This is a genomic window from Streptomyces sp. PsTaAH-137, from assembly GCF_003259365.1.
Classification (GTDB): domain Bacteria; phylum Actinomycetota; class Actinomycetes; order Streptomycetales; family Streptomycetaceae; genus Streptomyces.
This window is the reverse complement of record NZ_QLLY01000005.1, coordinates 45,969-72,461: the sequence shown is the minus strand read 5'-3', so window position 1 is coordinate 72,461 and position 26,493 is coordinate 45,969. Positions and strand designations below refer to the sequence as shown.

Sequence of the window (26,493 nt, the reverse complement as noted above, 5' to 3'; positions counted from 1 at the left end):
GATGCACCCGCATCCTCGGCACGAACGCATCCTGGCGGAGCTGCGCATCCACGGCTCGCTGTCGGTCACGGACTTCGCGCAGCGCGAGGAGATCTCCGCGATGACGGTCCGCCGCGACCTCGCGGAACTCTCCGAACTCGGCCTGCTGCGGCGGGTGCACGGCGGCGCGGTCACCGTCGAGACCGATCCCACCGGCGGCATCGCGGGACGTCCCGTGGCGCGTCCGAAGGCGCAGGACGGCAAGGCCCTGTTCACCTTCGGCCTCGTCGTGCCGGACCCCGGCTACTACTACCCGAACATCGTGGCCGGGGCCGTCGAGCGCACCACCGCGCTCGGCGGACGCGTGGTGCTGCGGGTGTCCCGCTACGACCCGGACCACGAACGCCGGCACGTCGAACGGCTCATCGCCGACGGGGTCGACGGCCTGCTCGTCACCACGACCGTCACCGACGCGTACGCGACGTTCGAACTCCTGGAGAGCGCCCCCATGCCGGTGGTGATGGTGGAGCGCGCCGTGGCCGAGGCACCCGTCGGGTACGCGCTGGAGTCGGTGCGCAGCGACCACGCCGCCGGAGCCGCCACCGCGGTGCGCCATCTCGCCGGTCTCGGGCACCGGCGCATCGGCGTCGCGACCTTCGTCACCCCCACCTCCGGCCACATACGCGCCGGATACGCACGCACCGTACGGCAGTTGGGACTCGCCACCGACGCGGCGGTCGAGGACATCGACGAGACCGGGGACGTGGCCGGGCAGACCGCCGCCTATTTGGAGCTGTGCCAGAAGACCGGCACCACCGCGGTGCTCGTGCACTCCGACCACTACGCGATCGACTTCGTCGCCACGGCGCTCGAACTCGGCGTCTCCATCCCCGGTGACCTCTCCGTCGTCGCCTACGACGACGAGGTGGCGCAGCTCGCCGCCGTGCCGCTGACCGCGGTGGCGCCGCCCAAGCACGACGTCGGCCGGTTCGCCGCCACCGCCTGCTTCGAACGCATCTCGGCGGCGGGCCAGACGCCCTTCGCCCAGCGGCACATCACCCTCGCCCCGACGCTCACCGTCCGCGAGTCGTCCGCGCCGCCGCGCTGAGCGGTGTGCGGTGTGCGGTGTGTGGTGTGTGGCAAGAACGGCTGCATGTTCGTTTCATGATCGATCGCTCTTCGAATCTTGACATCGAACATGGCGCGGAGCTGGCATGGACGGACCGCACACCGCCGGCACCCGGCCCCGCCGGCGCGGTCAACTCCCCGAAAGGCAGGACACCATGACGCCGCCCCCGAGGTCCGCGCCGCCCGCCGCCGGTCCCCGTCCGACCGTCCCCGTGGCGTTCGCCATGCCCGAGTCCACGTTCCGCCGGGTCTTCCGGCCCGACGACGTCGCCGCGCTGCACGGGTCGGGCACGGTCAAACTCCTCGCCGACCGGCCGCTCGACCCCGCCGACCCCGCGGACCAAGGCCTGCTCGCCCAGGCCGAGGTGCTGATCACCGGGTGGGGGACGGCGCCGCTCGACGCGGCCCGGCTCGACCTGCTGCCCAGCCTGCGCGGCCTCGTCCACTCCGCCGGCACGGTCCGTCCCGTCGTCGACGACGCGGTGTGGGCGCGGGGCATCGCCGTCACCTCCAGCGCCGCGGCGAACGCCGTGCCCGTCGCCGAGTACACCGTGGCGATGATCGTGCTCGCCGCGAAACGCGCCTTCACCGCCGCCGACCGACTGCGCGGCGGCGCCGGGTCCGTGGACCTGGAGGCGGACTGGCCCGACGTCGGCGCGCACGGCATCACCGTCGGTCTCGTGGGTGCCTCACGTGTCGGCCGCGCCGTCATCGAGCGGCTGCGCGCCTACGACGTCGACATCGTGGTCGCCGACCCGCACCTGGACGACCTGGAGGCGGCCCGGCTCGGTGTGCGCCACGTGGAGCTGCCCGAGCTGTTCGCGACGAGCGGCGTCGTCTCCCTGCACGCCCCGCTGCTGGCCGGCACCCGGCACATGATCGACCGCACCCTGATCGAACGCCTGCGGCCCGGGGCCACGTTCATCAACACCGCGCGCGGCGGCCTCGTCGACCAGGAGGCGCTGGCCGACCGTCTCGACCGGGGCGACATCGCCGCCGTCCTGGACGTCACCGACCCCGAACACCTGCCCGCCGACGCCCGGTTGCGCCACACCCCGCACACCTTCATCACCCCGCACATAGCGGGTTCCGTCGGCAACGAACTGGGACGCCTGGCGCACAACGCCGTCCGCGAGACGGTCGCGTTCACGACGACCGGCACCTTCCTGGACCCGATCACGCACCAGCAGTTCGCGATCCAGGCCTGATCCGGCCAGGACCCGGACCCGCGCCGGTCCGGATCAGGGGCGGAACCCGTCGATGGCGAGGTCCAGCAGACGCTGGGCCTGCGCCGCGCCCTCCGGGGTGTCCGGGGTCCGCCACAGACAGCTCAGCAGCATGATCACGTCGACCGGGTCGAGCCCGGGACGTACCTCGCCGGCCGCCACGCACGCGTCGAGCAGCCGGCCGACGGCCCCGCTGACCGGGGGCCAGGAGGCGCTGATGACCTCCTGGGCGGCAGCGGAGTGCAGCGCCTCGCCGAGGCCGTGCTTGATCCGCACATAGCCCGTCAGCGTGGTGAACCAGTCGCGCAGCGCCTCCAGCGGCGGCTGTGCGGCGAGCGTCTCGTCCACCGCGGCGACGAGTCGCTCGATGCCCTGCCAGTGGACCTCCAGGATCAGCGCCTCCCGCGTCGGGAAGTGCCGGTAGAGGGTCCCGGGCCCGACGCCCGCCCGCTTGGCGATCGAGTTGAGCGAGGCGTCCGGCGTCTCGGCGAGCACATCGTGCGCGACCTGGAGGATCAGCTCCCGGTTCTTGAGCGCGTCGGCGCGCTGCCGCGCGGCCTCGGGCATGGGTCCTCCTGCTGACGCCGGTCTCCGATTGCCAAGCGGAGAACTCTCCGTTACGGTCGAAGAGTCAATCGGAGACATCTCCGTTTACTGTTCGTTCCACCCTAGGAGCCCCCGTGCGCTACATCAAGCTGGGCCGGACCGGCCTGGACGTCTCCCCGGTCGCCATCGGTGCCATGACCTACGGACAGCCCGACCGCGGCCACCCCGTCTGGTCCCTCGACGAGGAGAGCAGCCGCCCCCTCATCAAGCACGCCCTGGAAGCGGGCATCAACTTCTTCGACACCGCCAACATGTACTCGTACGGCTCCAGCGAGGAGATCCTGGGCCGCGCCCTGAAGGACTACGCGAACCGCGACGACGTCGTCATCACGACCAAGGTCCGCCACACCATGCGCCCCGGCAGCCCGAACGGCGGCGGGCTGTCCCGCAAGGCGATCATGTCCGAGATCGACGCCAGCCTGCGCCGCCTGGGCACCGACCACGTCGACGTCTACATGATCCACCGCTTCGACGGCGCGACCCCGCTGGAGGAGACGCTGGAAGCCCTGCACGACGTGGTGAAGGCGGGCAAGGCCCGCTATCTCGGCGCCTCCTCCATGTACGCCTGGCAGTTCGCCAAGGCCCTCCACCTCCAGGAGCGGCACGGCTGGGCGCGCTTCGTCACCATGCAGGACCACTACAACCTGCTCGCCCGCGAGGAGGAGCGCGAGATGCTGCCGCTCTGCGCCGACGAGGGCGTCGCCACGATGGTGTGGAGCCCGCTGGCCCGCGGCCGGCTCGCCCGCCCCTTCGACCAGGCGCGGGCGGGGGAGCGCGCCGCCACCGACGGAGCCTTCGCCGACCTGCTCTACCGGGCCACCGCCGACAGCGACCGCCTCATCGTCGACGAGGTCGGGGCGATCGCCGAGGCGCACGGCGTGAGCCGCGCCCAGATCGCGCTGGCCTGGCTGCGCCGCAACCCGGTCGTCGCGGCGCCCCTGGTCGGCGCCCGCACGATCCAGCAGATCGACGACGCGGTGGCCTCGCTCGACCTCACCCTCACCGACGAGGAGGCCCGCCGTCTGGAGGCGCCGTACACGCCCCGGTACGACTTCCAGGGCGTGTCCGACGAGCGCGAGATGGACCGCATCAAGGCGAGCATCGCGGGCTACGCCAACCTCTGACGGCGCCCGGCGAGGGGTTCGGGTCAGGTGACGGTGACCCTGCCGACGACCAGCCAGCCGCCCACCGTCTCCTCCTGCGCCGCCAGGCGGATGCCCGGGGCGTTGCCCCGCGTGGTGTCGACGAGCGCGACGCCCCACCGGTAGGCGCCCTTGGCCACGGAGGCGAGCGAAGCCGTGAAACTGTGCGCGGCCGGGGCGTCCTTCAGCCAGGACCCCGGGTCCGTCGCGGTGTCGACGAAGACGTGCGCGGCCCGGCCGTCCGCGGTCAACAGGGCCACGGCGGGACGGTACTTGTGCCTCCACTGCGGCAGGTCGTTGGGCAGGTTCGCCCAGCCCAGGTTGGCCCACGTGTGGTCGATCCGGGCCGAGCCGCCCGTCGTGGCCGTCGCCGGGGCCGTCACGGACGTCGGCAGCAGCCGGTAGCCGGCCTCGGCGACGGTCCGCCGGACCAGGCCGAACGCCTCGGTGAACCACGACACGGTCTCGCCGACCCGGAGGTCCAGATTGCTCACGTGCCCTTCGGCCGAGTCGTCGAACTCGCCCTGCCGCACGTCACCCACGCTCTGGTAGCCGCGCGGGTCGTCCTGATAGCTGTGCTGCGTGGTGACCCAGCCGCCCTCCATCAGGATCGGCCGCTTGTAGCGCCACTTCGCCGCGTACGCGCGCTCCCAGTCGCCGTAATAGGTGGTCATGCCGAACGCGTCGTGACGCAGCGAGAACCCCTTGTCCACGGCTATGTCGAGCAGCCGCTCGCTGTCCGGGTCGGGCGCGCCCCAGTCCGACGGGGTGCCGATCAGGCGGTGGTAGTTGATGGCGAGCGGCACCTTGCGGAACGCGTCCGCGTACAGGTCCACCACCCAGCGCAGCACCGGTTCCCGGCTCGCGGCGTCGAGATACTTCAGGGAGTGCCCCTCGCCCCACTTGCCGAGCCCGTAGCCGTCGACGAAATCGACCCGCTCCGGATCGTCGAACTCGGCGCCGAAGGCCCGCACGAACGCGCCGAACTTCTCCTGGAACACCGGGTCGTCCGGGTACGGGGACCACAGCGTCCTGCTGCCCGACTGCGACTCGTAGCCGGCGGCCCCGGCCTCCCGGACGAAGGCGGGTGTGAAGTCGTACGCCTTGTCGCGGCTGTCGACGACGACCCGGAACGCCAGCTTCAGCCCGCGCTCGCGGGCCGTGGCCAGCGCCGCCTTGATCCTGTCGTCGGTGTCCCAGCCGTAGACGCCCTCCTCGGGCTCCAGGAGCGACCACGCGATCCGCAGATAGAAGGTCGACGCGTAGTCGGAGGCGCGGACGTCGCCCACGCCGGGCACGCCGATGGCGTCCCGGACCGACCAGAAGTCGTCCGGGAACGTCGTGTCGCCGTAGAGCACGAAACCGTTCAGCGGGTTGCGCAGCACGGTCGTGGTGTCGGCGGTGAACGACTTCGCCGCCAGGGCCGCCCCGTGGTGCCCGTGCCCCGCGCCGGCCCGCGCGCTCGCCGTCGGCACGGTGAGGGCGGAGGCCCCCGCCGCAAGCCCCAGCCCCAGTGCGCTCCGGCGGCTGAACCGTCGTGAAGATGAAGGGGACATACGTCTACTCCCTTGGTGAAGGCGCGTACGTGCCTTGTCGCACCGAAGACTCGGCCCGACGCGATGTGCGGGACAAGAGCGGATAGTCGACCGCACACAAGTCGCACATGGGCGCCCCGTCCCGAGGGTGCCGTCAGCGGTGCCCGGGCCGTTCCAGGGACACCTCCGGCAGCCTGCGGGCCAGCCGTGCGGGCAGCCACCACGCGCGCGTACCGAGCAGATGCAGGGCGGCGGGGACGATCAGACAGCGGATCACCACGGCGTCGAGCAGGATCGCCACGGCCAGGCCGAGACCGAACTGCTGGAGCATCCGGTCGTCGCCGAGGACGAAGGCCCCGAAGACGAACATCATGATCGCCGCGGCGGCCGTGATCACCTTGCCGGTCGAGGCGAGCCCTTCGCGCACGGCAAGGGAATGGTCCCCGGTCCGGATCCACTCCTCGTGGACGCGCGAGACGAGGAAGACCTCGTAGTCCATGGACAGCCCGAAGACGATCGCGAAGATCAGAGCGGGGACGAAGGCCTCGACCGGCCCCGGCTGCGCGCCGAACCAGCCGTGCTGGAAGACCAGGGTGATCACGCCGAGCGCGGCCGAGATGGACAGCAGGTTCAGGACCGCCGCCTTGACGGGGATCCAGAGGGACCGGAAGACGAGCAGGAGCAGCAGCGAGGACATGCCGACGACGACCGCGATGAACAGCGGCAGCCGCTCGGCGAGGGTCTCGGAGACGTCCTGGGAGGCGGCCGTGGCGCCGCCGACCAGGATCTCCGCGCCGGTCGCCCGCTCCAGGGGCGGGGCCACCGTGTCCCGCAGGCGATGGACGAGATCCACGGTCGCCTCGGCCTGGGGCGAGGTCGTCGGGTGGACGAGGACGGTGGACAGCGCGCCGTCCCCGGAGACCATCGCGGGCCCGGCCTGGGCGACACCGTCGGTGGCGGCGATCCGCGCCCGCACGGTCTCGCCCGCGTCCGCGTCGCCCTTCACCAGGACGACGAGCGGACCGTTGAAGCCGGGGCCGAACCCCTCGGCGAGCAGGTCGTACGCGTGCCGGGACGTGGTCTGAGCGGGGTCGTTCCCGGAGTCGGCGAAGCCGAGCCGCATGCCGAGGGCCGGTGCCGACAGGGCCAGGAGGGCGAGCAGGCCGACGAGGAGCGTAGGGAGCGGGCGCCGCTGCACGGCCCGCGCCATGGCGCGCCAGCGATCGCCTTCCCTCCGGCCCTTCCGGTCGGCCGTGGCCCGCTGCCCGAGCACATGGCGTCGGATGCGCCCGCCGAACAGGGCGAGCAGCGCGGGCAGCAGCACCAGGGAGGCCGCCATGGTGATGAGGACCGTGACGGCCACCGCGAGGGCGATGCCCTGGAGCGAGCCCAGCCCGAGGGCGACCAGGCCGAGCAGCGCGACGATGACGGTGCAGCCGGCGAAGAAGACCGTACGGCCGGCGGAGTCGAGGGCCCTGCGGCCCGCCTCGTCCGGCTCGGCACCGGCCAGCAGCTCCTGCCGGTAGCGGTAGAAGATCAGCAGGGCGTAGTCGACGCCGACACCGAGGCCGACGAGCATCAGGATCGGCGGGGTGAAGTCGGCGACGGTGAACACGTGCGAGGCCAGCGCGATCAGCCCGATGGCGCCGCCGACGGCGAACAGCGCGGTGATCAGCGGCAGCGACGCCGCCAGCACCGAGCCGAACAGCAGCACCAGGATGACCAGGGCGGCGACGATCCCGGCGAGTTCCGCCGTGGGCCCCGCCCTGTCCTCCGCGTTGCGCGCGGCCTCACCGCCCACCTCGACCTGGAGGTGCCCGGTGGCGATGCCCCGCGCCGTGTCGATGATCCGGGCGACGTCCTCCTTGGGGACCTCCTCGGTCTTGCCGTCCAGCGTGACGGAGGCGTAGGCGATCGTGCCGTCCTTCGACACGGCGGCGGTGTCGTCGAAGGGACCGCCCACCTCGGCGACCCCCGCGAGCTGCCGCACCTCGGCCAGCATCGGCTCGACCCGTGTCCGGTCGCCCCTGACACCCGCGGTGTCCTTGAGGACGATCTCGACGCTGTCGCCCGCCTGGTCGCTGCCGTGCCGCGTGAACAGGTCGGTGGCCCGCTGGGAATCGGTGCCCGGCAGCGAGAAGTCGTTCCGGTAGGCGGAGCCCGCGCCGGCCGAGCCCAGCGCGATGGCCGCCACGACGGCCACCCACAGCACGAGGGCGGCCCAGCGATGCCGCTGGGCCCACCCGGCGAGAGCGCCGAACCGGCCGACGGGAGCCGGGGAGGCGCCGCCGTGGGGCGGAGCCGGGACGGGAGGCGCGGCCGAGCCGCGAGGGGAAGACATGGTGCCTGCCTGGAGTCGTACGGGAGTCGAGTCGCCTCGATCCTGCGGGGCGGCACCGGGCGCGGGCATCGGCCCACGGCGGACACCCGCTCTGCACCGCCCGGGGGAGAGGCCCACGACGACGTACACCAGCGGATGTACGCACCTCGACATCACGTACACCCCTGGCAGGCACTGCTGCGCAAAACGGGACATCCCGTGCGGTCGCGCGCTCGACCGCAGGCAGAATGAAGCCATGCCCCACCTGGACCCCGCCCGCCTCCGCCTGCCCTCGGGCCCCCGTGCCGACCTGGCGCTCGCCGGGATCGTGCTGGTGCTCGTGGGGATCGCCGAGGGACAGCGCCTGGGCTCCGACCGGGACGCGACCGCGTCGGTGATCGCCTCCTGGCTGCTGGCGGCGGCCGTGTGCGGGGCGCTGCCGCTGCGCCGCCGCCATCCGTCGGCGGTCGGCTGGTGGACCGTCCTCGGCACGGGCCTCTACTACCTGCTGAGCACGGTCGACGGCCCCCTCGTCGTGATCCCGGTCGCCGTGCTCCACGCCCTGTCGGCGCGCGGCCGCGTCCGGGTCTCGGTCGCCCTGGCCGCGGTGATGGTCCTCGGCGTGGGCGCGGGCGTCCTCGCCGGAACCGGCGACGTGAACGGCACGGCGCTCTTCATGCTGACCGGCTGGCTGATCGCCGTGATCGCACTGGGCGCGATGCGCCACGGCCGTGTCGCGTACGCCGAGGAGGAGGCGCGGCTGCGCGCCACGCGGGAGCGGCTGCGCATCGCCCGTGAGCTGCACGACGTGATCGGCCACAACATGTCGATGATCCACGTCCAGGCGTCCTCCGCGCTGCACCGGATGCGGAAGGACCCCGCCGTGGCCGAGGAGGCGCTGACGGCGATCAAGCAGGGCAGCAAGGAGGGCCTGCGGGAACTGCGGGCGACGCTCGGCGTCCTGCGCCAGGTCGACGAGGAGGCGCCGACCGCGCCCGCGCCGGGCCTCTCCGGGATCGACGACCTGGTCACCTCGGCGGCCGGGACCGGCCTCGACGTGCGCGTCGAGCGCGCGGGAACCCCGCGCCCACTGCCCACCGCCGTGGACCTCGCCGCCTACCGCATCGTGCAGGAATCCCTCACCAACGCCGTCCGGCACAGCGGCGCCCGGCACGTCGTCGTCCGCGTCCACCACGGCGACCGGGAGCTGACGCTCGCCGTGGTGGACGACGGCCGGGGCGGGGCCCGCACGACCGGCAGCGGGATCGCGGGCATGACGGAGCGGGCCCGCGCCCTGGGCGGAACGCTGAGCGCCGGGCCCGAGGACGCGGGCGGGTTCGGCGTGCGGGCCCGGCTACCGTTCGCAGACCACCACGAGCCGATCGGCGGAGCAGCTGATGATCAGGATCCTGCTGGCGGATGACCAGCGCCTCGTGCGCGCGGGCATCCGCGGCATCCTCGACGACGAGGACGACCTGGCGGTGGTCGGCGAGGCCGCCGACGGACAGGCCGCCCTCGCCGCCTGCCGCGAACTGCTGCCCGACGTCGTGCTGATGGACATCCGCATGCCGGTCATGGACGGCCTCGAAGCCGCCCGCCGCATCGCCGACGACGCGCGCCTCGCGGCGGTCAAGGTGGTCATGCTGACCACCTTCGACCTCGACGAGTACGTGTACGGGGCGCTGCGCGCGGGTGCCACGGGGTTCCTGGTCAAGGACACCGAACCGGCGGAACTCCTGCACGCGGTCCGGGTCGCCGTGCGGGGCGACGCGCTGATCAGCCCCTCCGTCACCCGGCGGCTCATCGCCGAGTTCGCCGGCCGCCCGGACCACACACGGGAACCCGACCGCCGCCTCGACGCCCTGACCGGCCGCGAACGGGAGGTCACCCGGCTCATCGCCGCCGGCTGCACCAACGCCGAGATCGCCGAACGGCTGGTCGTCTCCCCGCTGACCGCGAAGACCCACGTCAGCCGCGTCATGGCCAAACTCGGCGCCCGGGACCGGTCCCAGGTCGTCGTCATGGCCTACGAGTACCGGCTGGTGCGCCCCGGCTGGCTCACGGACTGAACGCCGCCCGGAGCTGGACCGTTGGCCCGGTCGCGGCCGAAGGCCCGATCCCCGCGCTGGGCCATTGGTACAGGACTTTCGCCCTCTGTTGAACCATGAGCCACTGAACTGCTGCAATGGACGCGTCGATGGCGCTGCGGACCTGTGAGAGGTCTCCGCGGCGCCTTTCTCATGTGCGTACGGAACCGGCATCGAAAAGGGGCGGGACAACTTGCTGAAGAGGGCGTTCGTGGCACCGGACCCGGGGCGCGTCCGGCTGCGGTTCGCGAGCCGGGCCGTGCTGGGCATCGGGCTCGCCGTCGTGCTGTGCGGGGCGGTCGGACACTCGCTGCCGGGGGCCGTCACCGGGGGGCTCGCCGCCCTGCTCGCCCTGTTCACGGTCACCGACCCGACCGTGCGCGGCCAGGCGGTCACCACGGCGCTGCTCCCGGCCGTCGGACTGCCCGTGCTCGCCCTCGCCGCCCTGCTGCACGACCTGCCCCTCGCCCGGGACCTGGCGTTCCTCGGCGTCGTGGGCGCGGGCGTGTACGCCCGCCGTTGGGGCCCTCGCGGCCACTCGTTGGGCGTCTTCGGTTTCATGACCTTCTTCGCGGCCCAGTTCCTGCACATCGTGCCCGCCCGGCTCCCCGAGCTGTACGTGGCCGTGCTCCTGTCGCTCGGGGCGGCGGCCGCCGTCCGGTTCGGCCTCTGGTGCTACGAGCGGCGGCTGCCCGCCCCGGCCGCCGTCGCCGCGCCCACCGGCGGGACCGGCCTGCTGCGGATCACCACGCGGCAGGCCGTCCAGGCCACCGTGGGCGCGGGCTTCGCGCTCGCCGCGGGACAGCTGCTGTCGGACCAGCGCTGGTACTGGGCCGTCGGCGCCACCTGGTGGGTGTTCGTCGCCACGACCTCGCGCGGCGAGACGGTGGTGCGCGGCTTCCGCCGGTTCCTCGGGACGGTCCTCGGGATCGTCCTCGGCTTCGCCGTCGCCGTGCCGCTGCACCACGTACCGGTCGTCGCGGCCACCGTGATCGCCGTCAGCGTCTTCGGGATCTTCTACACCGCGCACGTCTCCTACACGTGGATGATGCTCGCGGTGACCGTGATGGCGAGCATGCTCTACGGGCTGCTCGGCGTCCTCGACCCGGCCCTGCTCGCGCTGCGCGTCGCCGAGACGGCGGTCGGCGCCCTGGGCGCGGCCCTCGCCGTCGTGCTGGTGCTGCCGGTGACCACGCACTCCGTCACCGAGGCCTGGGTCGAACGGGCGCTGCGCTGTGTGCACGCCTGCACCGCCGAGGCGGCCGCCCGGCTCGCGGGACACGACGCCGACCCGGCGCCCCGGGTGGCCGAACTGGAGGCCGTCCTCGGCCGCGTCCGACTCTCCCTCGCCCCGCTCGTGCACCCGCTCAGCCCGCTGCGCCGCCGCAAGGGCCGGGCCCGGCAGGTACTGGCCCTGCTCGACGCGTGCGCCCACGAGGTACGCGGCCTGGCCTCGGTCGCCGCCGACCCGGAGGCCTCGCACGACGCCCGGCTCGCCGCCGCCTGCGCCCGCGTGGAGAGCGCGGTCGAGGCGCTCACCGCCCCCGCCCGGCAGCCGCACGCCGTCGTGGCCGCGCCGCACACCGCCGACGCCGAGCTTCCCGTTCTCGCCCACCTGCACGCCCTGGAGCGGGCCCTCGTCGACCTCGCGGTACCACTGCGCCGGGCCGGGCGCGCCACCGTGGGCGCGTAGTCGCGGCCGCGCGCCGTCGAACAGTTCCGCACGCTCCCCGTACGTGCGTGACCGCCCGCCCGCCGGGCCCGCGGTGTGGTTGTCTCGCATCGGCCGAACCTCAGGGGGTGCGCCTTGCCGAGCAACCTGCGCAGCGACGAACCGTTCCAGGACGTGGAGGGCTGGCTCGCCGCGGCCCGCGGCCCCCACGACCGTGCGCGCCACGCCGCCCGCCGGGCCCCGACGACCGACACCGGGCGGGCCGCCGCCGCGTTCATCCGGCAGCACCACGCCGAGGAAGGCCTCGGCGACCCGGCCCGCCGCATCGCCGAGGCCGAGGCGGAACTCGCGGCCACGGGCACCTACACGCACACCCCGCGCGAACTCGAACACGGCGCCCGGCTCGCCTGGCGCAACGCCAACCGCTGCATAGGCCGCCTCTACTGGCGCTCCCTGCGCGTCCGCGACCTGCGCCACCTCGACTCCGCCGAGGCGATCGCCGCGGCCTGCGCCGACCACTTGCGGCAGGCCGCACCCGGCGGCCGTATCCGCCCCCTCATCACCGTCTTCGCCCCCGACCGGCCCGGCCGCCCCGGCCCGCGCATCTGGAACGACCAGCTCATCCGCTACGCCGGACACGTCCAGCGCGACGGCCACGTCATCGGCGACCCGCGCGCCGCGGGCCTCACCGCGTACGCACGGCAGCTCGGCTGGCGCGGCGCGGGCACCGCCTTCGACGTGCTGCCCCTCGTCGTCCAGGAGGCCCCGCACCGCAGACCCCGCCTCTTCCCCCTCCCTGGCGACGCGATCCTCGAAGTCCCCCTGGAGCACCCGGAGTTCACCTGGTGGGCGGGGCTCGGCCTGCGCTGGTACGCGGTCCCCGCGCTCGCCGGCATGTGCCTGGAGATCGGCGGCATCTGCTACGGCGCCGCGCCCTTCAACGGCTGGTACATGGGTACGGAGATCGGCGCCCGCAACCTCGCCGACACCGACCGCTACAACCTGCTGCCCCTTCTCGCCCACCGGCTCGGCCTCGACACCGCGACCGACCGCTCACTGTGGAAGGACCGCGCGCTCGTCGAACTCAACCGCTCGGTCCTGCACTCCTTCGACCGCGCGGGCGTCACCATCACCGACCACCACACCGAGTCCGTCCGCTTCCTCACCCACCTCGAACGCGAGGAGTCGCACGGCCGCACCGTCGGCGCCGACTGGTCGTGGATCGTCCCGCCCCTCTCCGGCTCGGCCACCCCCGTCTTCCACCGGACCTACGACGACGTGCGGTGCACACCCGCGTACGTCCACCATCCCGAGGCCCACGCACGGGCCCGCGGCGAGGACCCGGTCCCGGCCCAACACCGCCCTCCGCGCCGCGACCTGGTCTAGACCGACTGCTACCGTCGGCCGCACGGGCACCGGGCCCGCGGCCGAAAGGGGAAGCAGTGAGCGGCAGTCAGGCAGCACGGGCGTACATCGGGTCGTTCACGGCGGCCGGCGGCCCCGGCATCGTCACGGCGGAGCTGAACACCAGGGACGGCTCCCTGACCGTCCTCGACGCCACCGACGCCCTGCCCGACCCCTCCTACCTCGCCCTCGCCGACGGTCTCCTGTACGCGGTGAGCGAGACCAACGAGGGCGCCGTCGCCGCCTTCCGCACGGACACCACCCCGGTGCGGCTCGCCGCGCCGCCCGTCCCGGTGGACGGCGCGGGCCCCACCCACCTCGCCGTCCGCGACGGCCGGGTCCTCACCGCCAACTACAACTCCGGCAGCGTGACCTCGCTCCCGCTGCGCGCCGACGGCATCCCGGACGCGGCCGGGCGCGACGTGCTGCGCCACACCGGTTCCGGCCCGCACCCGCAGCGCCAGCAGGCCCCGCACGCCCACCAGGTCCTGCCCGACCCCAGCGGCCGCTGGGCCGTCAGCGTCGACCTCGGCACCGACTCGGTCCGCGTCTGCGCGCTCACCGACGGCCGGCTCACCCTCCACCACGAGACGGCCCTGCGCCCCGGCTCGGGCCCCCGCCACCTCGCCTTCCACCCCTCCGGCGCGTACGTGTACGTGCTCAACGAACTCACGCCCACCCTCACCGTCTGCCGCTGGGACGCCGCCGACGGCTCCCTCAAGCCGCTCACCGAACTGCTCGTCCTGCCCGGCGACAACACCAACGGGGATGCCTACCCGTCCGAGGTCGTCGTGGCCCCCGACGGCCGCTTCCTGTGGACGGCGACGCGAGGCGAGGACGTCATCTCGGTCTTCTCGCTGGACGCGACGGGCGAGAGCGCCACGCTCCTCACCACGGTTCCCAGCGGCGGCCACTGGCCCCGCGACCTCGCCATCGATCCCTCGGGCCGCTTCCTCTACGCGGCCAACGAACGCTCCGGCGACGTCACCTGGTTCACCGTGGCCCCGGAGACGGGCGTGCCGGTACGCGGCGGCTCGGTGCGGGTGCAGGCCGCGTCGTGCGTGGTGTTCGGCTAGGGCCTGTCCCGCGCGTCCGGCGGCTCGGCGACGCCCGTGAGGAAGCTCCCCGCGGCGGGCCGGACCTCGACGGACCAGCCGAGCGCGGCGAGTTGGTCGGTCAGCTCCCCGGGCCCGCGGAACACCTTCACGATGCGGTACGCGCTGCCGTCCCGCAGCCGCCGCAGGGCCGCGTGCCCGGACCCGTCGGCCACGAACTCCTCGTGCGCCGCCTCGGACGGCGCGTCGTCGACGAAGACGACCCGCCCGCCGGGCGCGAGCGACTCCCCGACGGACCGCCAGAACTCCGGGAACCGCTCGGGAAGCACATGGGACAGCCAGAACCCGAAGAAAACGGTGTCGTAGCGCCGCGGCGGCTCCCACGCGAACAGATCGGCCTGCACGAACTCCACGCCGGCCCCGCCGACCCGCTCCCGGGCGATGGCCAGCGTCTCCGCCGACGCGTCGACAGCCGTGACGGACACGGCCCGCTCGGCGAGCAGCGCGGTCCACTGCCCGGTCCCGCAGGCCAGCTCCAGCACCTCCCCTCGAATGGGCAACCCGTCGATCCCGGCCAGTAACTCCCGAAGGTCGGCCCGGGTCGCGTACGGAATGTCGTACTCGGGTGCGCGGGCACGGTAGTAGGCCATTTGCTCTGCCATGAGCGCTGAGTCGTCATGGGTCATGTCCACGACGGTACCGACGTGCTTGAAGCCCGTCCGGCGATTGAGGACGAGCCCGAAGGGCGACGATCGAGCCCGAAGGGCGAGCCGAAACAACGAAACGGGGCCCGAGCCAAGCCCGAGCCCCGCACGAAAGCTCCGGTCAGCCGCCGGAGGCAACCGGCTGAGGCGTGATCCCCAGCGCGGCGGTGTACTTGGCCAGCGCCAGCTTCCCCATCGCCGGATACGCCCCCAACGGCTCCGCGGCAGCACACCCGGCATCCTTGGCGGCAGCCTCCAGCACCGACGGGTCCAGCTCGGGCCCGATCAGATACGGCGACAGCGCCAACTGCTGCGACCCGGACCCGCGCAACTGCTCGGCGATCGCGGCGACCGACCCCTCGGCGTCGAGCGCGGCGGCCATCACCGGCACGGCGAGCCGCGCGGCGAGGAGCATGCCGGTGATCCCGGCGGCCTGCACGGCCTCCTCGCCGCCGACCGTCGCGAGGATGATCCCGTCGGCGGCCGTGGCCACGGTGAACAGCCGGGCACGGTCGGCGCGGGCGAGCCCGGCCTCCGACAGCCGCACGTGCAGCCCCTCGGCGAGCAGCGGGTGCGGGCCCAGCACATCGGTCAGCTCGGCGGCGACCCGGCTGTCGGCGATGCCCTGGCGGATCTGCCGGACCTGCGCGTTGTCCGGCCCGGCGAGCAGCGGCACGACGACGGCGACGGGGCCCTCGGGCTCCTTGATGCCCTCGGCCCCGGCGGCGAGCGCCTGCTCGTAACGGCTGCTGCGCTCCTTCGCGGCGTGCGCGAGCACGGACGCGAGGGAGGGGAACTCGGCGGAGACCGGGAAGTCGGTGACTTCACCCTCCACGAAAGCGACCCGCGCGTCCAGGCCGGGCAGCTCGGAGCGGGCGATGCTCACGACCTCGTCGGCGAGCATGCGCGTCGCGGCGCTGGGCGTGCCCGGCACCGCGAGAACGAGGGACGGTGCGCCCTCGGGGGCGGCCACGGGTTCCGGGCGGCGGTGCCGTCCGGGCTGTCGGGGTCGCGGCATTCGTACAGGCAGGCCGGAAGCAGGCCCTTGGGGGGAGCTCATGGCGCCGCATGCTACTGGCTCGACAGGCCCCGATGTTCGGTCAGGGCCCAGCTGAGCGGTATCCGTCCTTGATTGTCCGTTCAGTTACGGATGGGCGGTTGCTGATGGTTCAAGTGCCCTGGTCCACGGGGTTCACCGTCAACCCCGGGCGACTTCGACACCCCCCGCGGCCCTCTAGACCACCGCCAGCAGTCGGCCGTCGCGAGGCAGTCGCAGCCCGTCCGTGGCGAGGGCCGCGGCGATCACCAGGGAGCCGTGCAGCGGGTCACCGGCGGCGGACGCCAGGGTGGCCCCGGGCAGTTGCTCCGCGATCTCGGCGCGCAGCGGGGCGAGCAGCGGCTCGCCCATCCTGAACAGACCCCCGGTGAGGGCGACGTCCCCGCCGTCCGCCGGGCACACCGCGGCCGCCGACTCGGCGATGTGCCGGGCCGCCCGGCGCAGCACGTCGACGGCGACCGGGTCGCCGTCCGTCGCGCACCGCGCCACGTCGGGCGCGAAGGAGGCCAGTGCCGCCGCCCGGTCCGTCCGCGGATAGATCCGGCCGGGCAGCTCGCCGGCCGGCCCGAACCGCTCCTCGGCGAGCGCGAGCAGCGCGGCGCTGCCGCCGCGCCGGCCGTCGAACGCCCGCAGCGCCGCGTCGAGCCCGGCCGCGCCGATCCAGGCGCCGCCGCCGCAGTCGCCGAGCAGATGCCCCCAGCCGTCGGCCCGACGCCAGCCGGTGAGATCGCTGCCGAGCGCGATCATGCCGGTGCCCGCGGCGACGACCGCCCCGGGCCGCTGGCCGAGCGCTCCCGCATACGCGGTCACGGCGTCGCCGGCCAACGCGATCCGGCCGACGCCCAGTTCACGCTTCATCGCGTCCGGCAGCGCGGCCCGCAGATCGTCGCCGAGCGTCGCCATCCCGGCGGCGCCCACGGCCACCGCGTCCACCGGGGTGCCCGGTTCGGGGAGCAACGACCGGACCAACGGCAGGAGTTGGTCCATCATGTCGGCCGCGTCGATCCCGGCCGCGGAGGTGCGTACCGGCGTACGGGACACGGCCGTGGCGGCCTCGGCCGTGCGGTCGGCGCGGGCGAGCGCGACCCGCAGCCCCGAACCGCCCGAGTCGACGCCGAGTACGAGGGCGCCGCTCACGGCAGCCTCCGGCCGCTGGGGCGGAGTGGCTTGATCGCCGGACGCAACGGGCTCCCCGCCTTCGTGAGGGCCGGCCGCGTGAGGTGCGGGACCGGCTCGGTGACCTCGGACACGAGGAAGGGTAGCGCCGAGGCCGCTCGCCCCTGTGGCGGGGTCGTACACCCATGGCCCCCGAGCGCCGTGGCTGTCCGTGTGGACCAGTAGGGTGACGGACTGTGGCACCACGACCGTTGCATGAACTTGTCGAAACCGGCTGGGCGCAGGCCCTCGAGCCCGTGGCCGGACGCATCACGGCGATGGGGGAGTTCCTCCGGGCCGAGATCGCGGCGGGCCGGACGTACCTCCCCGCCGGTCCGAACGTCCTGCGCGCGTTCCAGCAACCCCTGGACGACGTCCGGGTCCTGATCGTCGGTCAGGACCCCTACCCCACACCGGGGATGGCCATCGGGCTGAGCTTCGCCGTGGCGCCCGAGGTGCGCAGGCTGCCGGGCAGTCTGGAGAACATCTTCCGCGAGATGCACTCCGACCTGGGCCTGCCCCGCCCGTCCAACGGCGACCTGACGCCGTGGACGCGCCAGGGCGTCCTGCTGCTGAACCGCGCGCTCACCACGGCCCCCGGAAAGCCCGCCGCCCACCGCGGCAAGGGCTGGGAGGAGGTCACCGAGCAGGCGATCCGCGCTCTGGTGGCCCGTGACAAGCCGATGGTGTCGATCCTGTGGGGCCGCGACGCGCGCAACCTCCGCCCGCTGCTCGGCGATCTCCCGGCGATCGAGTCGGCGCACCCGTCCCCGATGTCGGCGGACCGCGGCTTCTTCGGCTCACGCCCCTTCAGCCGGGCCAACGAACTGCTCCAGAGCCACGGCATGGAACCGGTGGACTGGCGCCTGCCGTGACCACCGGGGGCGCCCCCCCCGCGATCAGCCCACCACCGCCGCCCGCACGCACAGCACGTCCGGCAGATGAGAGGTCAGCTGCCGCCAGCTGTCGCCGTCGTCGGCGGAGGCGTACACCTCCCCGTTCCGGTTTCCGAAGTAGACGCCCGCCGGGTCCGCGTCGTCCGTGCACAGCGCATCCCGGAGCACCACGCCGTAGTGGTCGCCCGTCGGCAGCCCCCGGGTCAGCGGCTCCCAGCTCTTGCCGGCGTCCTGGGTGCGGAAGACGCGGCAGCGGCGGTCGGCGGGGACCCGGTCCGCGTCCGCGGTGATCGGGAAGGTGTAGGCGGTGTCGGCGCGGTGCGGGTGGGCGGCCATGGCGAACCCGAACGTCGACGGCAGGCCGTCCCCGATGTCCGTCCAGTGACCGCCCGCGTCGTCGCTGCGGTACACGCCCCAGTGGTTCTGCAGATACAGCCGGTCCGGGTCGGCGGCGTCCCGCGCCACCTTGTGCACGCACTGCCCGAACTCCGGGTTCGGGTCCGGCAGGAACACGGCGGACACCCCCGAGTTCGCCGGCTCCCAGCTGCCGCCGCCGTCCGCCGAGCGGAACACCCCGGCCGTGGACACCGCCACCGTCAGCGCCCGCGGGTCACGGGCGTCGGTCAGCACGGTGTGCAGCCCCTCGCCGCCTCCTCCCGGCACCCACCGGCCCCGCGTCGGGTGCTCCCACAGCGGGCGGCACAGCTCGAACGTGGTGCCGCGGTCCTCCGACCGGTACAGCGCGGCCGGTTCGGTGCCCGCGTACACCACGTCCGGCTCGGCCGCCGCCGGGTGCAGCTGCCACACCCGCTCCAGCGAAGTCCCGGTGTCCTGCGGGAACTTGACCGCCGGCGCGGACGGCTCGGTCCAGGTCCTGCCGAGGTCGTCGGAGTGGAACACGGACGGCCCCCAGTGCGCACTGTCCCCGCCCGCGAGGAGCCTCGGTGTCGGGCCCCTGGCGTCGATGGCGACGGAGTACACCGCCTGCGCGTTGAAATACGGGCTCTCGTCGAACGTCCAGGACGCGCGGGACGCCCCGGCCGGCCCGCTCGACCGCCCCAGGAAAAGCCCCTTGCGTGTCCCCACAGCGAGCAGCACGTCAGTCATGCCGAACACCTCCGAAACGCCGTTGTCTCCAGGTGTCCGCCAGTCTGCACCCCACCACTGACAACGGCCGCCCGGAGCCGATCGCCGCAGGTCAAGCGGCCTGTCCCGGAGCGCGGCCACGACAACGGGACCCCGAAGCCGGGCATCAGCCTCCCGAACCGGACCAGTGGCCGTCCCGTCGATTGTGGGCGCCGTCCGGCCCCCGAAGGTCGGCGTACCCGGATAGCGGCGCACGCCCGCCGCTGTGCGGGGTACGTGTCCGATCATGAGTTCTTCCCCCGATGAACGGTCAGCGCCCGAACAGTCTCCGGTGGGCGGCGGGCGGCTCTGCCTCGTGACCGGCGCGAGCGGCTATGTGGGCGGCCGACTCGTCCCGGAACTGCTGGCGAAGGGCTTCCGCGTCCGGTGTCTGGCACGGACGCCGGAGAAGCTGCGCGACTTCGACTGGGCCGGCCAGGTCGAGATCGTCCGCGGTGACGTCCTGGACCCGCCGTCCGTGACCGCCGCCCTGGAGGGCGTCGAGATCGCCTACTACCTCGTGCACGGCATGGGCAGCGGCGACGACTTCGAGGAGACCGACCGACGCGCCGCGCACATCTTCGCCGACGCCGCCGCGGAGCAGGGCGTCGGCCGGATCGTCTACCTGGGCGGCCTGACGCCCAGCGACGTCCCCGAGCCCGAACTCTCGCCCCACCTGCGCTCCCGCAGCGAGGTCGGCCGCATCCTGCTGAGCTCCGGGGTGCCCACCGCCGTGCTCCGCGCCGCCGTCATCATCGGCTCGGGCTCCGCGTCGTTCGAGATGCTGCGCTACCTCACCGAACGCCTGCCCGTCATGGTCACCCCCCGCTGGGTGCGCACCCGCATCCAGCCGATCGCGGTCGCCGACGTGCTGCGCTACCTCGTCGGCTGCGCGGACCTGCCCGCCGACGTGTCCCGGGTGTTCGACGTCGGCGGACCCGAGGTCATGAACTACCGCGACATGATGCAGCGGTACGCGCGCGTGGCGGACCTGCCCCACCGCATGATCCTCTCGGTGCCGATGCTCACCCCCGGCCTGTCGAGCCACTGGATCGGCCTGATCACCCCGGTCCCGCGGGGCATCGCGCGGCCGCTCGCCGAGTCACTGCGGCACGAGGTCGTCTGCGGGGAGCACGACATCGCGCGGTACGTGCCCGATCCGCCCGGCACCCCGATCCCCTTCGACGAGGCGCTGCGGCTCGCGCTGCGCCAGGTGAAGGAGGCCCAGGTCAGCACGCACTGGTCCGCCGCGGCCGTGCCCGGGGTGCCGAGCGATCCGCTGCCCACCGACCCCGACTGGGCCGGCGGCAGCCTCTACACCGACCGCAGGGCCCGCCGCACCGAAGCGACCCCGGAGGCGCTGTGGACGGTGATCGAGGGCATCGGAGGCGAGCACGGCTGGTACTCCTTCGGCCTCGGCTGGTCCGTGCGCGGCTGGATCGACCGGCTGGTGGGCGGTGTGGGACTGCGCCGGGGACGCCGGGACGCCACCCGGCTGCGCCTCGGTGACGTCGTCGACTTCTGGCGGGTGGAGGAGATCCAGCGCGGCACGAGCCTGCGGCTGCGCGCCGAGATGCTGCTGCCGGGACTGGCCTGGCTGGAGTTCCGCGTCGGCCACGACCGCGAGGGGCGGACGGTGCTGCTCCAGCGCGCGCTGTTCCATCCGCACGGCCTGGGCGGACAGGCGTACTGGTGGAGTGTGGCCCCCTTCCACGCCATCGTCTTCGGGGGCATGACGTACAACATCACCAAGGCCGCGGAACGTCTCACGGCCGAAGCGGAGCACGGCGGGAGCGAGGCCCCAGGGACCGGCTGAGCGCGGGTTCGGCTGCGGTTCAGCCGAGGTCGGTGCCGACGAGCCGCAGCCGCAGCCGGTGCAGGCCACGCTTCGAGTGACTCTTCACCGTGCCCAGCGGCCACCCCGTCACCTGCGCGATCTGGGTGTGGGTGAGGTCGGAGAAGAAGGCCAGTTCCAGCACGCGGCGCTGCGTCGCGGGCAACTGCGCCAGCTCGTGGCTCACCACGACCCGGTCGAGGGTGCGCTGCGGGGCGTCGTCGGCGGTCGTGGGGGCCAGGCTCAGCTGCGCCTCCGCGGCCGACGCCAGATCGGAGCGCCGGGTGCGTGCGCGCAGCGCGTCGGCGATCTTGCGCCGGGTGATGCCGACGATCCAGCCGGCCAGGGCGCCGCGCGCCGGGTCGTAGCCGTCCCGGCCGCGCCAGACGGCCAGGAACACCTGCTGGGTGACGTCCTCGGCCTCCCGCGCGTCGCCCAGCGAGCGGTAGGCCAGCGTGTGGACCAGCGTGCCCCAGCGGTGGTAGGCGGCCTCCAGGCAGGCTTCCTGGCCGTCGCAGAGTCCGGCCGCGAGCTCCTCGTCGGCGAGGGACTCCTCGACGGGGGCCCACAGGTCACCGTGCGGCGTCGTCGTCCGGGAAATCGTTTGCGCGCGCATGGACCCGTGCCCTTCTGTGGCCGACTGAGTGAGCCCACCATGACCAGCGATCCGCACCGATTCGACTCGCAACGAATACGCATCGCTTTGCCGGGTGGCGATCGTGTTCGTTGGACTCTCGCGGGCTCATGCCGCGGCGATGGGGCGGGATGGACGGCGTCTTCGGGCCTCCATCAGGCATGCAGCGGTTACGCATCGATATAGTTGATCCATGGACACTGGTGATGCTCCGGCGCGATCGTCCCGGCGCCCCTCGACCGCCGACGGCGCCGGGATCACGTCGGGCTCGCTGGCGCGGCGCCTCGGCATCTCGCCCACGACCCTGCGCTCGTGGGACCGGCGCTACGACCTCGGCCCGGCCCGCCGGGACGAGGGCCGGCACCGCCGCTGGTCACCCCAGGACGTGGCCATGATCGAGGAGATGTGCCGGCTGACCGCATCCGGCGTACCGCCCGCCGAAGCCGCGCGCGTCGTCAAGGAACACGCCGCGAAGGCCGTCGTCGTACCCGCGGAACGCTCCGGCACGGGATCCGTCGACGCCACGATCGCCCCGGCGGACGCATCGGTCGCCGACTCCTCGCCGGTGCCGCCCGGCACGGTCAGGACCGAGTGCCGCGGGCTCATCCGGGCCGCCCTGCGCCTCGACTCCACTGCCGTTCAGGAGCGGCTGAACGCGTTCGTGCGGACGTACGGGGTGATCGCTGCCTGGGAGGAACTCATGATGCCGACCCTGCACGCGGTCGGCCGCAAGTGGGAGACCTCGGGCGACCGGTACGTCGAGGTCGAGCACCTGCTGTCCTGGCACGTGTCGACGGCGCTGCGCAACGCGCCGTACCTGCTGGGCCTCCCCGAGGCGAGCCGCGACGACAACTGGGTGCTGCTGGCGTGCGTGCCCGGCGAGCAGCACACCCTTCCGCTGGAGGCCGTGCACGCGGCGCTGCTCCAGGCGGGCCGCCCGGCCCGGATGCTGGGCGCCGCCGTGCCCGCCGACGCCCTCGTCTCGACGGTGCGCCGCACCGGCCCCGCCGCGGTCATGCTCTGGTCGCAGGCCCGCTCGCTGGCGAACACCCCGCTGGCCCAGCACCTCCTCCAGTCGACCTGGGGCCCCCAGGGCGCCCGGCAGCAGCCCCGGCTGCACCTGGCCGGACCCGGCTGGCGGGGCGCCACCGTCGACCGGGCGTCCCAGCCCGCCGGGCTGCGCGAGGCCGTCGCCCTGCTGGCCGCCGATCCCCGCTGACGCGGCCTTCTCCGCGAAGCACGCCCTCAGCGCGGCAGCATGCCCGCCACGACCGAACCCGCCGTGCGATGCCAGAATCCCGCCCGGCGCAGCATCGCGTGATCGCCGCCCGGCACGCCGCGGAACTCGGCCCGCGCGCCGGCCGCGCCCGCCCGCTCCACGAAGGACCGCGCGGCCACCGGATCCGTCACCCGGTCCCGGTCCCCGTGCAGCACCACGAGATCCCTGTCCCGCAACTGAGTCACCGGTTCACCGTCTGGGCACCACGGCGCGAGCGCCAGGACACCCCGTACCGAGGACGTGCCCGCTACCCGCAGCGCGGTGCGGCCGCCCATCGAATGGCCCACCAGGACCACCGGCACCTCACCCACCAGCCGCACCAGTTCCGCGAGGGCCTCCTCGGCGTCGCGCAGCGGATCGGCCGCCGCGCCGTTCCACCCGCGCACGCGATAGCGCACCCGCGCGAGCAGCACGTCGTCGTCCGGCAGCGCGGAGGCCACGGCCCTCTCGAACGGCCGCATCCGCAGGGCCGCCGCATGCCAGGGCCGCGACGGGGCCAGGCTGTCGGCCCGGCCACCGTGCAGGAACAGCACCGCGGCACGCACCCGGGGAGGAACCTCGCCCGCCACCAGCGCGCGCGTACCCGTCCGCACCGCACTCGACCCGCGCTCGTCCACCGTCATCCGTGTTCGCTCCCTTCGTGCCGGGCGCCGTACCGCGCCCTTTCCCCGTAGACCCCTCATCATCGATCCGTAGCCGGTACGGAGACGGATCGGTCCACGGACCAATCCACGGACGATCGGGCTCCGAATTAACCGTGGACATGCAAAGACCACGGAGGGCCCAGTGAAAGAAGCCGTGCACATCGGCGGTCGTCCGGCCGACGAGCCGGACCTCGAGGAACTGGTGGGGCGGGTCGCCCTGGGCGACGAGAAGGCCTTCACCGCCGTGTACGACGTCGTGGCCGGACCCGTCTTCGGCACCGTGCGCGCCGTGCTGCGCGACCGGGCGCAGTCCGAGGAGGTCGCCCAGGAGATCCTGGTCGAGGTCTGGCGCACGGCGCCCCGCTACCGCTCCGACCGCGGGACCGCGATGAACTGGATCCTCACCCTGGCCCACCGACGGGCCATCGACCGCGTACGGTCCGTGGACGCGGCCGCCGCCCGCGACCGCAAGGCCGCCCTCCTGGACCACACACCCGAGTACGACCAGGTCAGCGAGCAGGTCGAAGCGCGGCTGGAGCGGGAGCAGGTGCGGCGCTGTCTGCGCACCCTGACCGAGATCCAGCGGCAGGCCGTCACGCTCGCCTACTACCGTGGACTGACCTACCGTCAGGTCGCCGAGGCGCTCGCCGTGCCGCTCGGCACGGTCAAGACCCGGCTGCGCGACGGACTCATCCGGCTGCGCGACTGCCTGGGGGTGACCGCATGACCGCCGACCTGCACACCCTGACGGGCGCCTACGCGGTGCACGCGCTGACCGATGAGGAGCGCGAGGCGTTCGAGAGGCATCTCGCGGACTGCGAGGCCTGCGCGCAGGAGACCGCCGAACTCACCGCGACCGCCGCCCGGCTCGGCCTGGCCGCGACCGACGAGCCGCGGCCCGAACTGCGCGAGCAGGTGCTGCGCCGCATCACCACGGTCCGCCAGGAGATGCCGGGGGAGCCGGGCGCCACGCAGACGACCCGCACGGGAGCCGCACGACGGCGCCTGCTGTCGCGGTGGGCGCTGGCCGCCTGCCTGGCCGCGGCGGCCTCCCTCGGCGGGGTCGCGGTGTGGCAGCACCAGCGCGCCGAGGACGCGGTGCAGCAGGCCAGGGAGGCGGAGCGGAGCAGCGACCGGATCGCCGCCGTGCTCTCGGCGCCGGACGCCAGGACCGGCTCGGCCCGGCTGACGGGCGGCGCCAGCGGCACCGTCGTCGTCTCCGCCGCGCAGGACAGGGCCGTCCTCGTCGTCAGCGGAATGGCCGAGCCGCCCCGGGGCAAGGTCTACCAGCTGTGGTTCGACGACGGCGGCACCATGCGGGCGGCCGGACTCATGGACGCGGCACGCAGCGACCAGACGGTCCTGCTGAACGGATCCGTGGACGGGGCATCCGGGATGGGGATCACCGTCGAACCGGCGGGCGGATCGGACCACCCGACCACCGACCCGGTGGCGCTGATGAAACTGCCCGCCTGACGGCCCGCGTCAGTCGGTACGGTCCCGCTCCTGTTCGAGCAGGGCGTCCAGATCGCTCAGGCGGCCGAGGCCGCGGACCGCCTGAGCCATCCGCGGATTGTGCTCGAACCGGGCGCGGTGCCGGTGCAGGAACGCCCAGTACCCGGCCGTGAACGGACACGCGTCGTCGCCCACCCGCACCGTCGGCTTGAAGCGGCAGTCACCGCAGAAGTCGGTCATCCGGTTGAGGTAGGCGCCGCCCGACGTGTACGGCTTCGTCGTCATCCGCCCGCCGTCCGCGAACTGGGACATGCCCATGACGTTCGGCACCATCACCCAGTCGTAGCCGTCGACGAACGCCCGGTGGAACCAGTCCGTCACCTCGGCCGGGTCCCAGCCGCGCTGGAGGGCGAAGCTCCCCAGGATCATGAGCCGGGGAATGTGGTGCGTGTAGCCCGTCGCCCGCACGTCGTCGAGCACGTGCGACAGGCAGTTGGCCTCCACACCGCCGGAGTCCAGCTCCTCCCACCAGGACGGCACCTCGCCGTGCGCCCGCAGCACGTTCGCCGTTTTGTGCTCCGGGCCGAAGTGCCAGTAGAGCTGCCACACGTACTCCCGCCAGCCGGCGATCTGCCGGACGAAGCCCTCGACGCTGTTGAGCGGCGCCCGCCCCGCGCGGTACTCGGCCTCCGCGCCCTCGACGCACTCCGCCGGGTCGAGCAGGCCGAGATTGAGCGACGAGGACAGCAGACTGTGGCTCATGACGGGGTCCGCCGCGAGCACGGCGTCCTCGTACGTGCCGAACGTCGGCAGCCGGAACTCCAGGAAGCGCCGCAGCGCGGCCAGCGCCTCACGCCGGGTCGCGGGGAAGCGGCGCGGCCCGTCGTCGCCCAGGAACTCCACCGTGCCCTCGCGCTGCCAGCGGTCGAGATCCGCGCGGACCTCCTCGTCGATCTCGTCCTCGCGCGGCCGGTAGGGGGCGGGCACCCCGAGGTCGGCCGCACCGCGCGGTGCCGGTTCCCGGTTGTCGTGGTCGAGGTTCCAGCGCCCGCCGGCCGGCTCGGCGCCGTCCATCAGGAGATCGTGGTTGCCGCGCACCCACCGGTAGAAGGACTCCTGGCGCAGTTGTCCGGAACTGCTCCGTGCCGCCCAGTCCCGGAAGTCGTCGTGGCCGACGAGGAAGCCGCGGGCGGGCAGCACCCGCGTCGATGAGCGGGCGCGGACCAGCTTCAGGGCCGCGCGGGAGGTCGGATGATGGACCGTCAGCGGGGCGTCGCCGACGGCCTCGCGCACCCCCTGCACATAGCTGTCGGCCTTCACGTACGTGACGCGGTCGCCGAGTTCGGCCGCGCGGTGCCGCATCGCCGAGAGCACCAGATGCGCCTTCGCGCGATGGAACCTGCGGCGCAGGAACACGCCACGGGACTCCACCATCAGCACCGGAGTGTCCCGGTGCGGCCCGTCGGGTCCCGCCGTGAGGAAGTGCGGCCCCAATTGGTCCCCGAAGAGCCAGTGGGCCGCCACGTCCGTGTCGTTCTCAGGCACCGTGCGCCGTT

General features: G+C 73.6%; 23 protein-coding genes. 13 read left to right on the top strand and 10 right to left on the bottom strand.

The features are described 5' to 3' along the window. Window position 1 precedes the first annotated feature (1 nt). Together K377_RS12185 and K377_RS12180 are read left to right on the top strand one after the other, a co-directional pair. Entirely contained in the window at window positions 2–1,087 is a 1,086-nt protein-coding gene (locus tag K377_RS12185) for a substrate-binding domain-containing protein (protein WP_111663299.1), read from the top strand. A 106-nt stretch (window positions 1,088–1,193) separates the two neighbouring features. After that, window positions 1,194–2,315: a hydroxyacid dehydrogenase gene (locus tag K377_RS12180; protein WP_111663298.1), complete on the top strand. Its 1,122-nt coding sequence runs from the start codon at window positions 1,194–1,196 to the stop codon at window positions 2,313–2,315. A 33-nt stretch (window positions 2,316–2,348) separates the two neighbouring features. Here the strand turns inward: K377_RS12180 and K377_RS12175 are convergent, their stop codons facing one another. Further along, window positions 2,349–2,900, bottom strand: a complete 552-nt coding sequence (locus K377_RS12175) for a TetR/AcrR family transcriptional regulator (protein WP_111663297.1) — start codon at window positions 2,898–2,900, stop codon at window positions 2,349–2,351. 113 nt (window positions 2,901–3,013) lie between these two features. Here K377_RS12175 and K377_RS12170 point away from each other — a divergent pair, with 113 nt between their 5' ends. Beyond that, the gene (locus K377_RS12170) at window positions 3,014–4,063 is read left to right on the top strand and encodes an aldo/keto reductase (RefSeq protein ID WP_111663296.1); all 1,050 of its coding nucleotides are present in this window, start codon (window positions 3,014–3,016) and stop codon (window positions 4,061–4,063) included. Window positions 4,064–4,086: 23 nt separating this feature from the next. Here K377_RS12170 and K377_RS12165 read toward each other — a convergent pair whose 3' ends face one another. Continuing rightward, a complete protein-coding gene (locus K377_RS12165) occupies window positions 4,087–5,637 on the bottom strand; it encodes a DUF4832 domain-containing protein (RefSeq protein WP_111663295.1) in 1,551 nt (516 codons plus the stop codon). A 133-nt stretch (window positions 5,638–5,770) separates the two neighbouring features. Beyond that, window positions 5,771–7,957, bottom strand: a complete 2,187-nt coding sequence (locus tag K377_RS12160) for an MMPL family transporter (RefSeq protein ID WP_111663294.1) — start codon at window positions 7,955–7,957, stop codon at window positions 5,771–5,773. A 235-nt stretch (window positions 7,958–8,192) separates the two neighbouring features. Here K377_RS12160 and K377_RS12155 point away from each other — a divergent pair, with 235 nt between their 5' ends. The 5 genes from K377_RS12155 (at window position 8,193) to K377_RS12135 (ending at window position 14,175) form a co-directional block, all read left to right on the top strand. Beyond that, complete coding sequence (locus tag K377_RS12155; RefSeq protein WP_111663293.1) at window positions 8,193–9,359, top strand: sensor histidine kinase; 1,167 nt, start codon at window positions 8,193–8,195, stop codon at window positions 9,357–9,359. Then, on the top strand, window positions 9,334–10,005 hold the full coding sequence (locus tag K377_RS12150) for a response regulator transcription factor (RefSeq protein WP_111663292.1): 672 nt from the start codon (window positions 9,334–9,336) through the stop codon (window positions 10,003–10,005). The genes K377_RS12155 and K377_RS12150 overlap by 26 nt, the downstream gene beginning before the upstream one ends. 211 nt (window positions 10,006–10,216) lie before the next feature. Beyond that, window positions 10,217–11,716, top strand: a complete 1,500-nt coding sequence (locus K377_RS12145) for an FUSC family protein (protein ID WP_111663291.1) — start codon at window positions 10,217–10,219, stop codon at window positions 11,714–11,716. 153 nt (window positions 11,717–11,869) lie between these two features. Then, window positions 11,870–13,081: a nitric oxide synthase oxygenase gene (locus tag K377_RS12140; RefSeq protein WP_111663700.1), complete on the top strand. Its 1,212-nt coding sequence runs from the start codon at window positions 11,870–11,872 to the stop codon at window positions 13,079–13,081. 56 nt (window positions 13,082–13,137) lie between these two features. Further along, window positions 13,138–14,175, top strand: coding sequence for a lactonase family protein (locus K377_RS12135; protein ID WP_111663290.1), 1,038 nt, complete (start codon window positions 13,138–13,140; stop codon window positions 14,173–14,175). On the opposite strand, the gene K377_RS12130 is transcribed toward K377_RS12135, so the two are convergent. The 3 genes from K377_RS12130 to K377_RS12120 form a co-directional block, all read right to left on the bottom strand. Beyond that, window positions 14,172–14,840, bottom strand: a complete 669-nt coding sequence (locus K377_RS12130; protein WP_237551966.1) for a trans-aconitate 2-methyltransferase — start codon at window positions 14,838–14,840, stop codon at window positions 14,172–14,174. The genes K377_RS12135 and K377_RS12130 overlap by 4 nt on opposite strands. 139 nt (window positions 14,841–14,979) lie before the next feature. Then, the gene (locus tag K377_RS12125; protein ID WP_111663289.1) at window positions 14,980–15,918 is read right to left on the bottom strand and encodes a sirohydrochlorin chelatase; all 939 of its coding nucleotides are present in this window, start codon (window positions 15,916–15,918) and stop codon (window positions 14,980–14,982) included. Between the two features lie 174 nt (window positions 15,919–16,092). Further along, window positions 16,093–17,052, bottom strand: coding sequence for an N-acetylglucosamine kinase (locus K377_RS12120; RefSeq protein ID WP_111663288.1), 960 nt, complete (start codon window positions 17,050–17,052; stop codon window positions 16,093–16,095). Window positions 17,053–17,267: 215 nt separating this feature from the next. On the opposite strand from K377_RS12120, the gene K377_RS12115 reads away from it, so the two are divergent. Then, complete coding sequence (locus K377_RS12115; RefSeq protein WP_111663287.1) at window positions 17,268–17,945, top strand: uracil-DNA glycosylase; 678 nt, start codon at window positions 17,268–17,270, stop codon at window positions 17,943–17,945. A gap of 24 nt (window positions 17,946–17,969) precedes the next feature. Here K377_RS12115 and K377_RS12110 read toward each other — a convergent pair whose 3' ends face one another. After that, complete coding sequence (locus K377_RS12110; protein WP_161195176.1) at window positions 17,970–19,073, bottom strand: sialidase family protein; 1,104 nt, start codon at window positions 19,071–19,073, stop codon at window positions 17,970–17,972. Between the two features lie 265 nt (window positions 19,074–19,338). Between K377_RS12110 and K377_RS12105 the strand changes: the two genes are divergently transcribed. Beyond that, a complete protein-coding gene (locus K377_RS12105; RefSeq protein WP_111663285.1) occupies window positions 19,339–20,907 on the top strand; it encodes an SDR family oxidoreductase in 1,569 nt (522 codons plus the stop codon). Window positions 20,908–20,926: 19 nt separating this feature from the next. Here the strand turns inward: K377_RS12105 and K377_RS12100 are convergent, their stop codons facing one another. Beyond that, on the bottom strand, window positions 20,927–21,541 hold the full coding sequence (locus K377_RS12100; RefSeq protein ID WP_111663284.1) for an RNA polymerase sigma factor: 615 nt from the start codon (window positions 21,539–21,541) through the stop codon (window positions 20,927–20,929). A gap of 211 nt (window positions 21,542–21,752) precedes the next feature. On the opposite strand from K377_RS12100, the gene K377_RS12095 reads away from it, so the two are divergent. Beyond that, entirely contained in the window at window positions 21,753–22,778 is a 1,026-nt protein-coding gene (locus tag K377_RS12095) for a MerR family transcriptional regulator (protein WP_111663283.1), read from the top strand. Between the two features lie 26 nt (window positions 22,779–22,804). On the opposite strand, the gene K377_RS12090 is transcribed toward K377_RS12095, so the two are convergent. Further along, window positions 22,805–23,461 (bottom strand): alpha/beta fold hydrolase, encoded by a 657-nt coding sequence (locus tag K377_RS12090; RefSeq protein WP_111663282.1) that lies wholly within the window; start codon window positions 23,459–23,461, stop codon window positions 22,805–22,807. Between the two features lie 163 nt (window positions 23,462–23,624). On the opposite strand from K377_RS12090, the gene K377_RS12085 reads away from it, so the two are divergent. Next, window positions 23,625–24,209: a sigma-70 family RNA polymerase sigma factor gene (locus K377_RS12085; RefSeq protein ID WP_111663281.1), complete on the top strand. Its 585-nt coding sequence runs from the start codon at window positions 23,625–23,627 to the stop codon at window positions 24,207–24,209. Then, window positions 24,206–24,958, top strand: coding sequence for an anti-sigma factor domain-containing protein (locus K377_RS12080; RefSeq protein WP_111663280.1), 753 nt, complete (start codon window positions 24,206–24,208; stop codon window positions 24,956–24,958). Before K377_RS12085 ends, K377_RS12080 begins: the two co-directional genes overlap by 4 nt. A gap of 9 nt (window positions 24,959–24,967) precedes the next feature. Here K377_RS12080 and K377_RS12075 read toward each other — a convergent pair whose 3' ends face one another. After that, on the bottom strand, window positions 24,968–26,482 hold the full coding sequence (locus tag K377_RS12075; protein ID WP_111663279.1) for a cryptochrome/photolyase family protein: 1,515 nt from the start codon (window positions 26,480–26,482) through the stop codon (window positions 24,968–24,970). Window positions 26,483–26,493 lie beyond the last annotated feature (11 nt).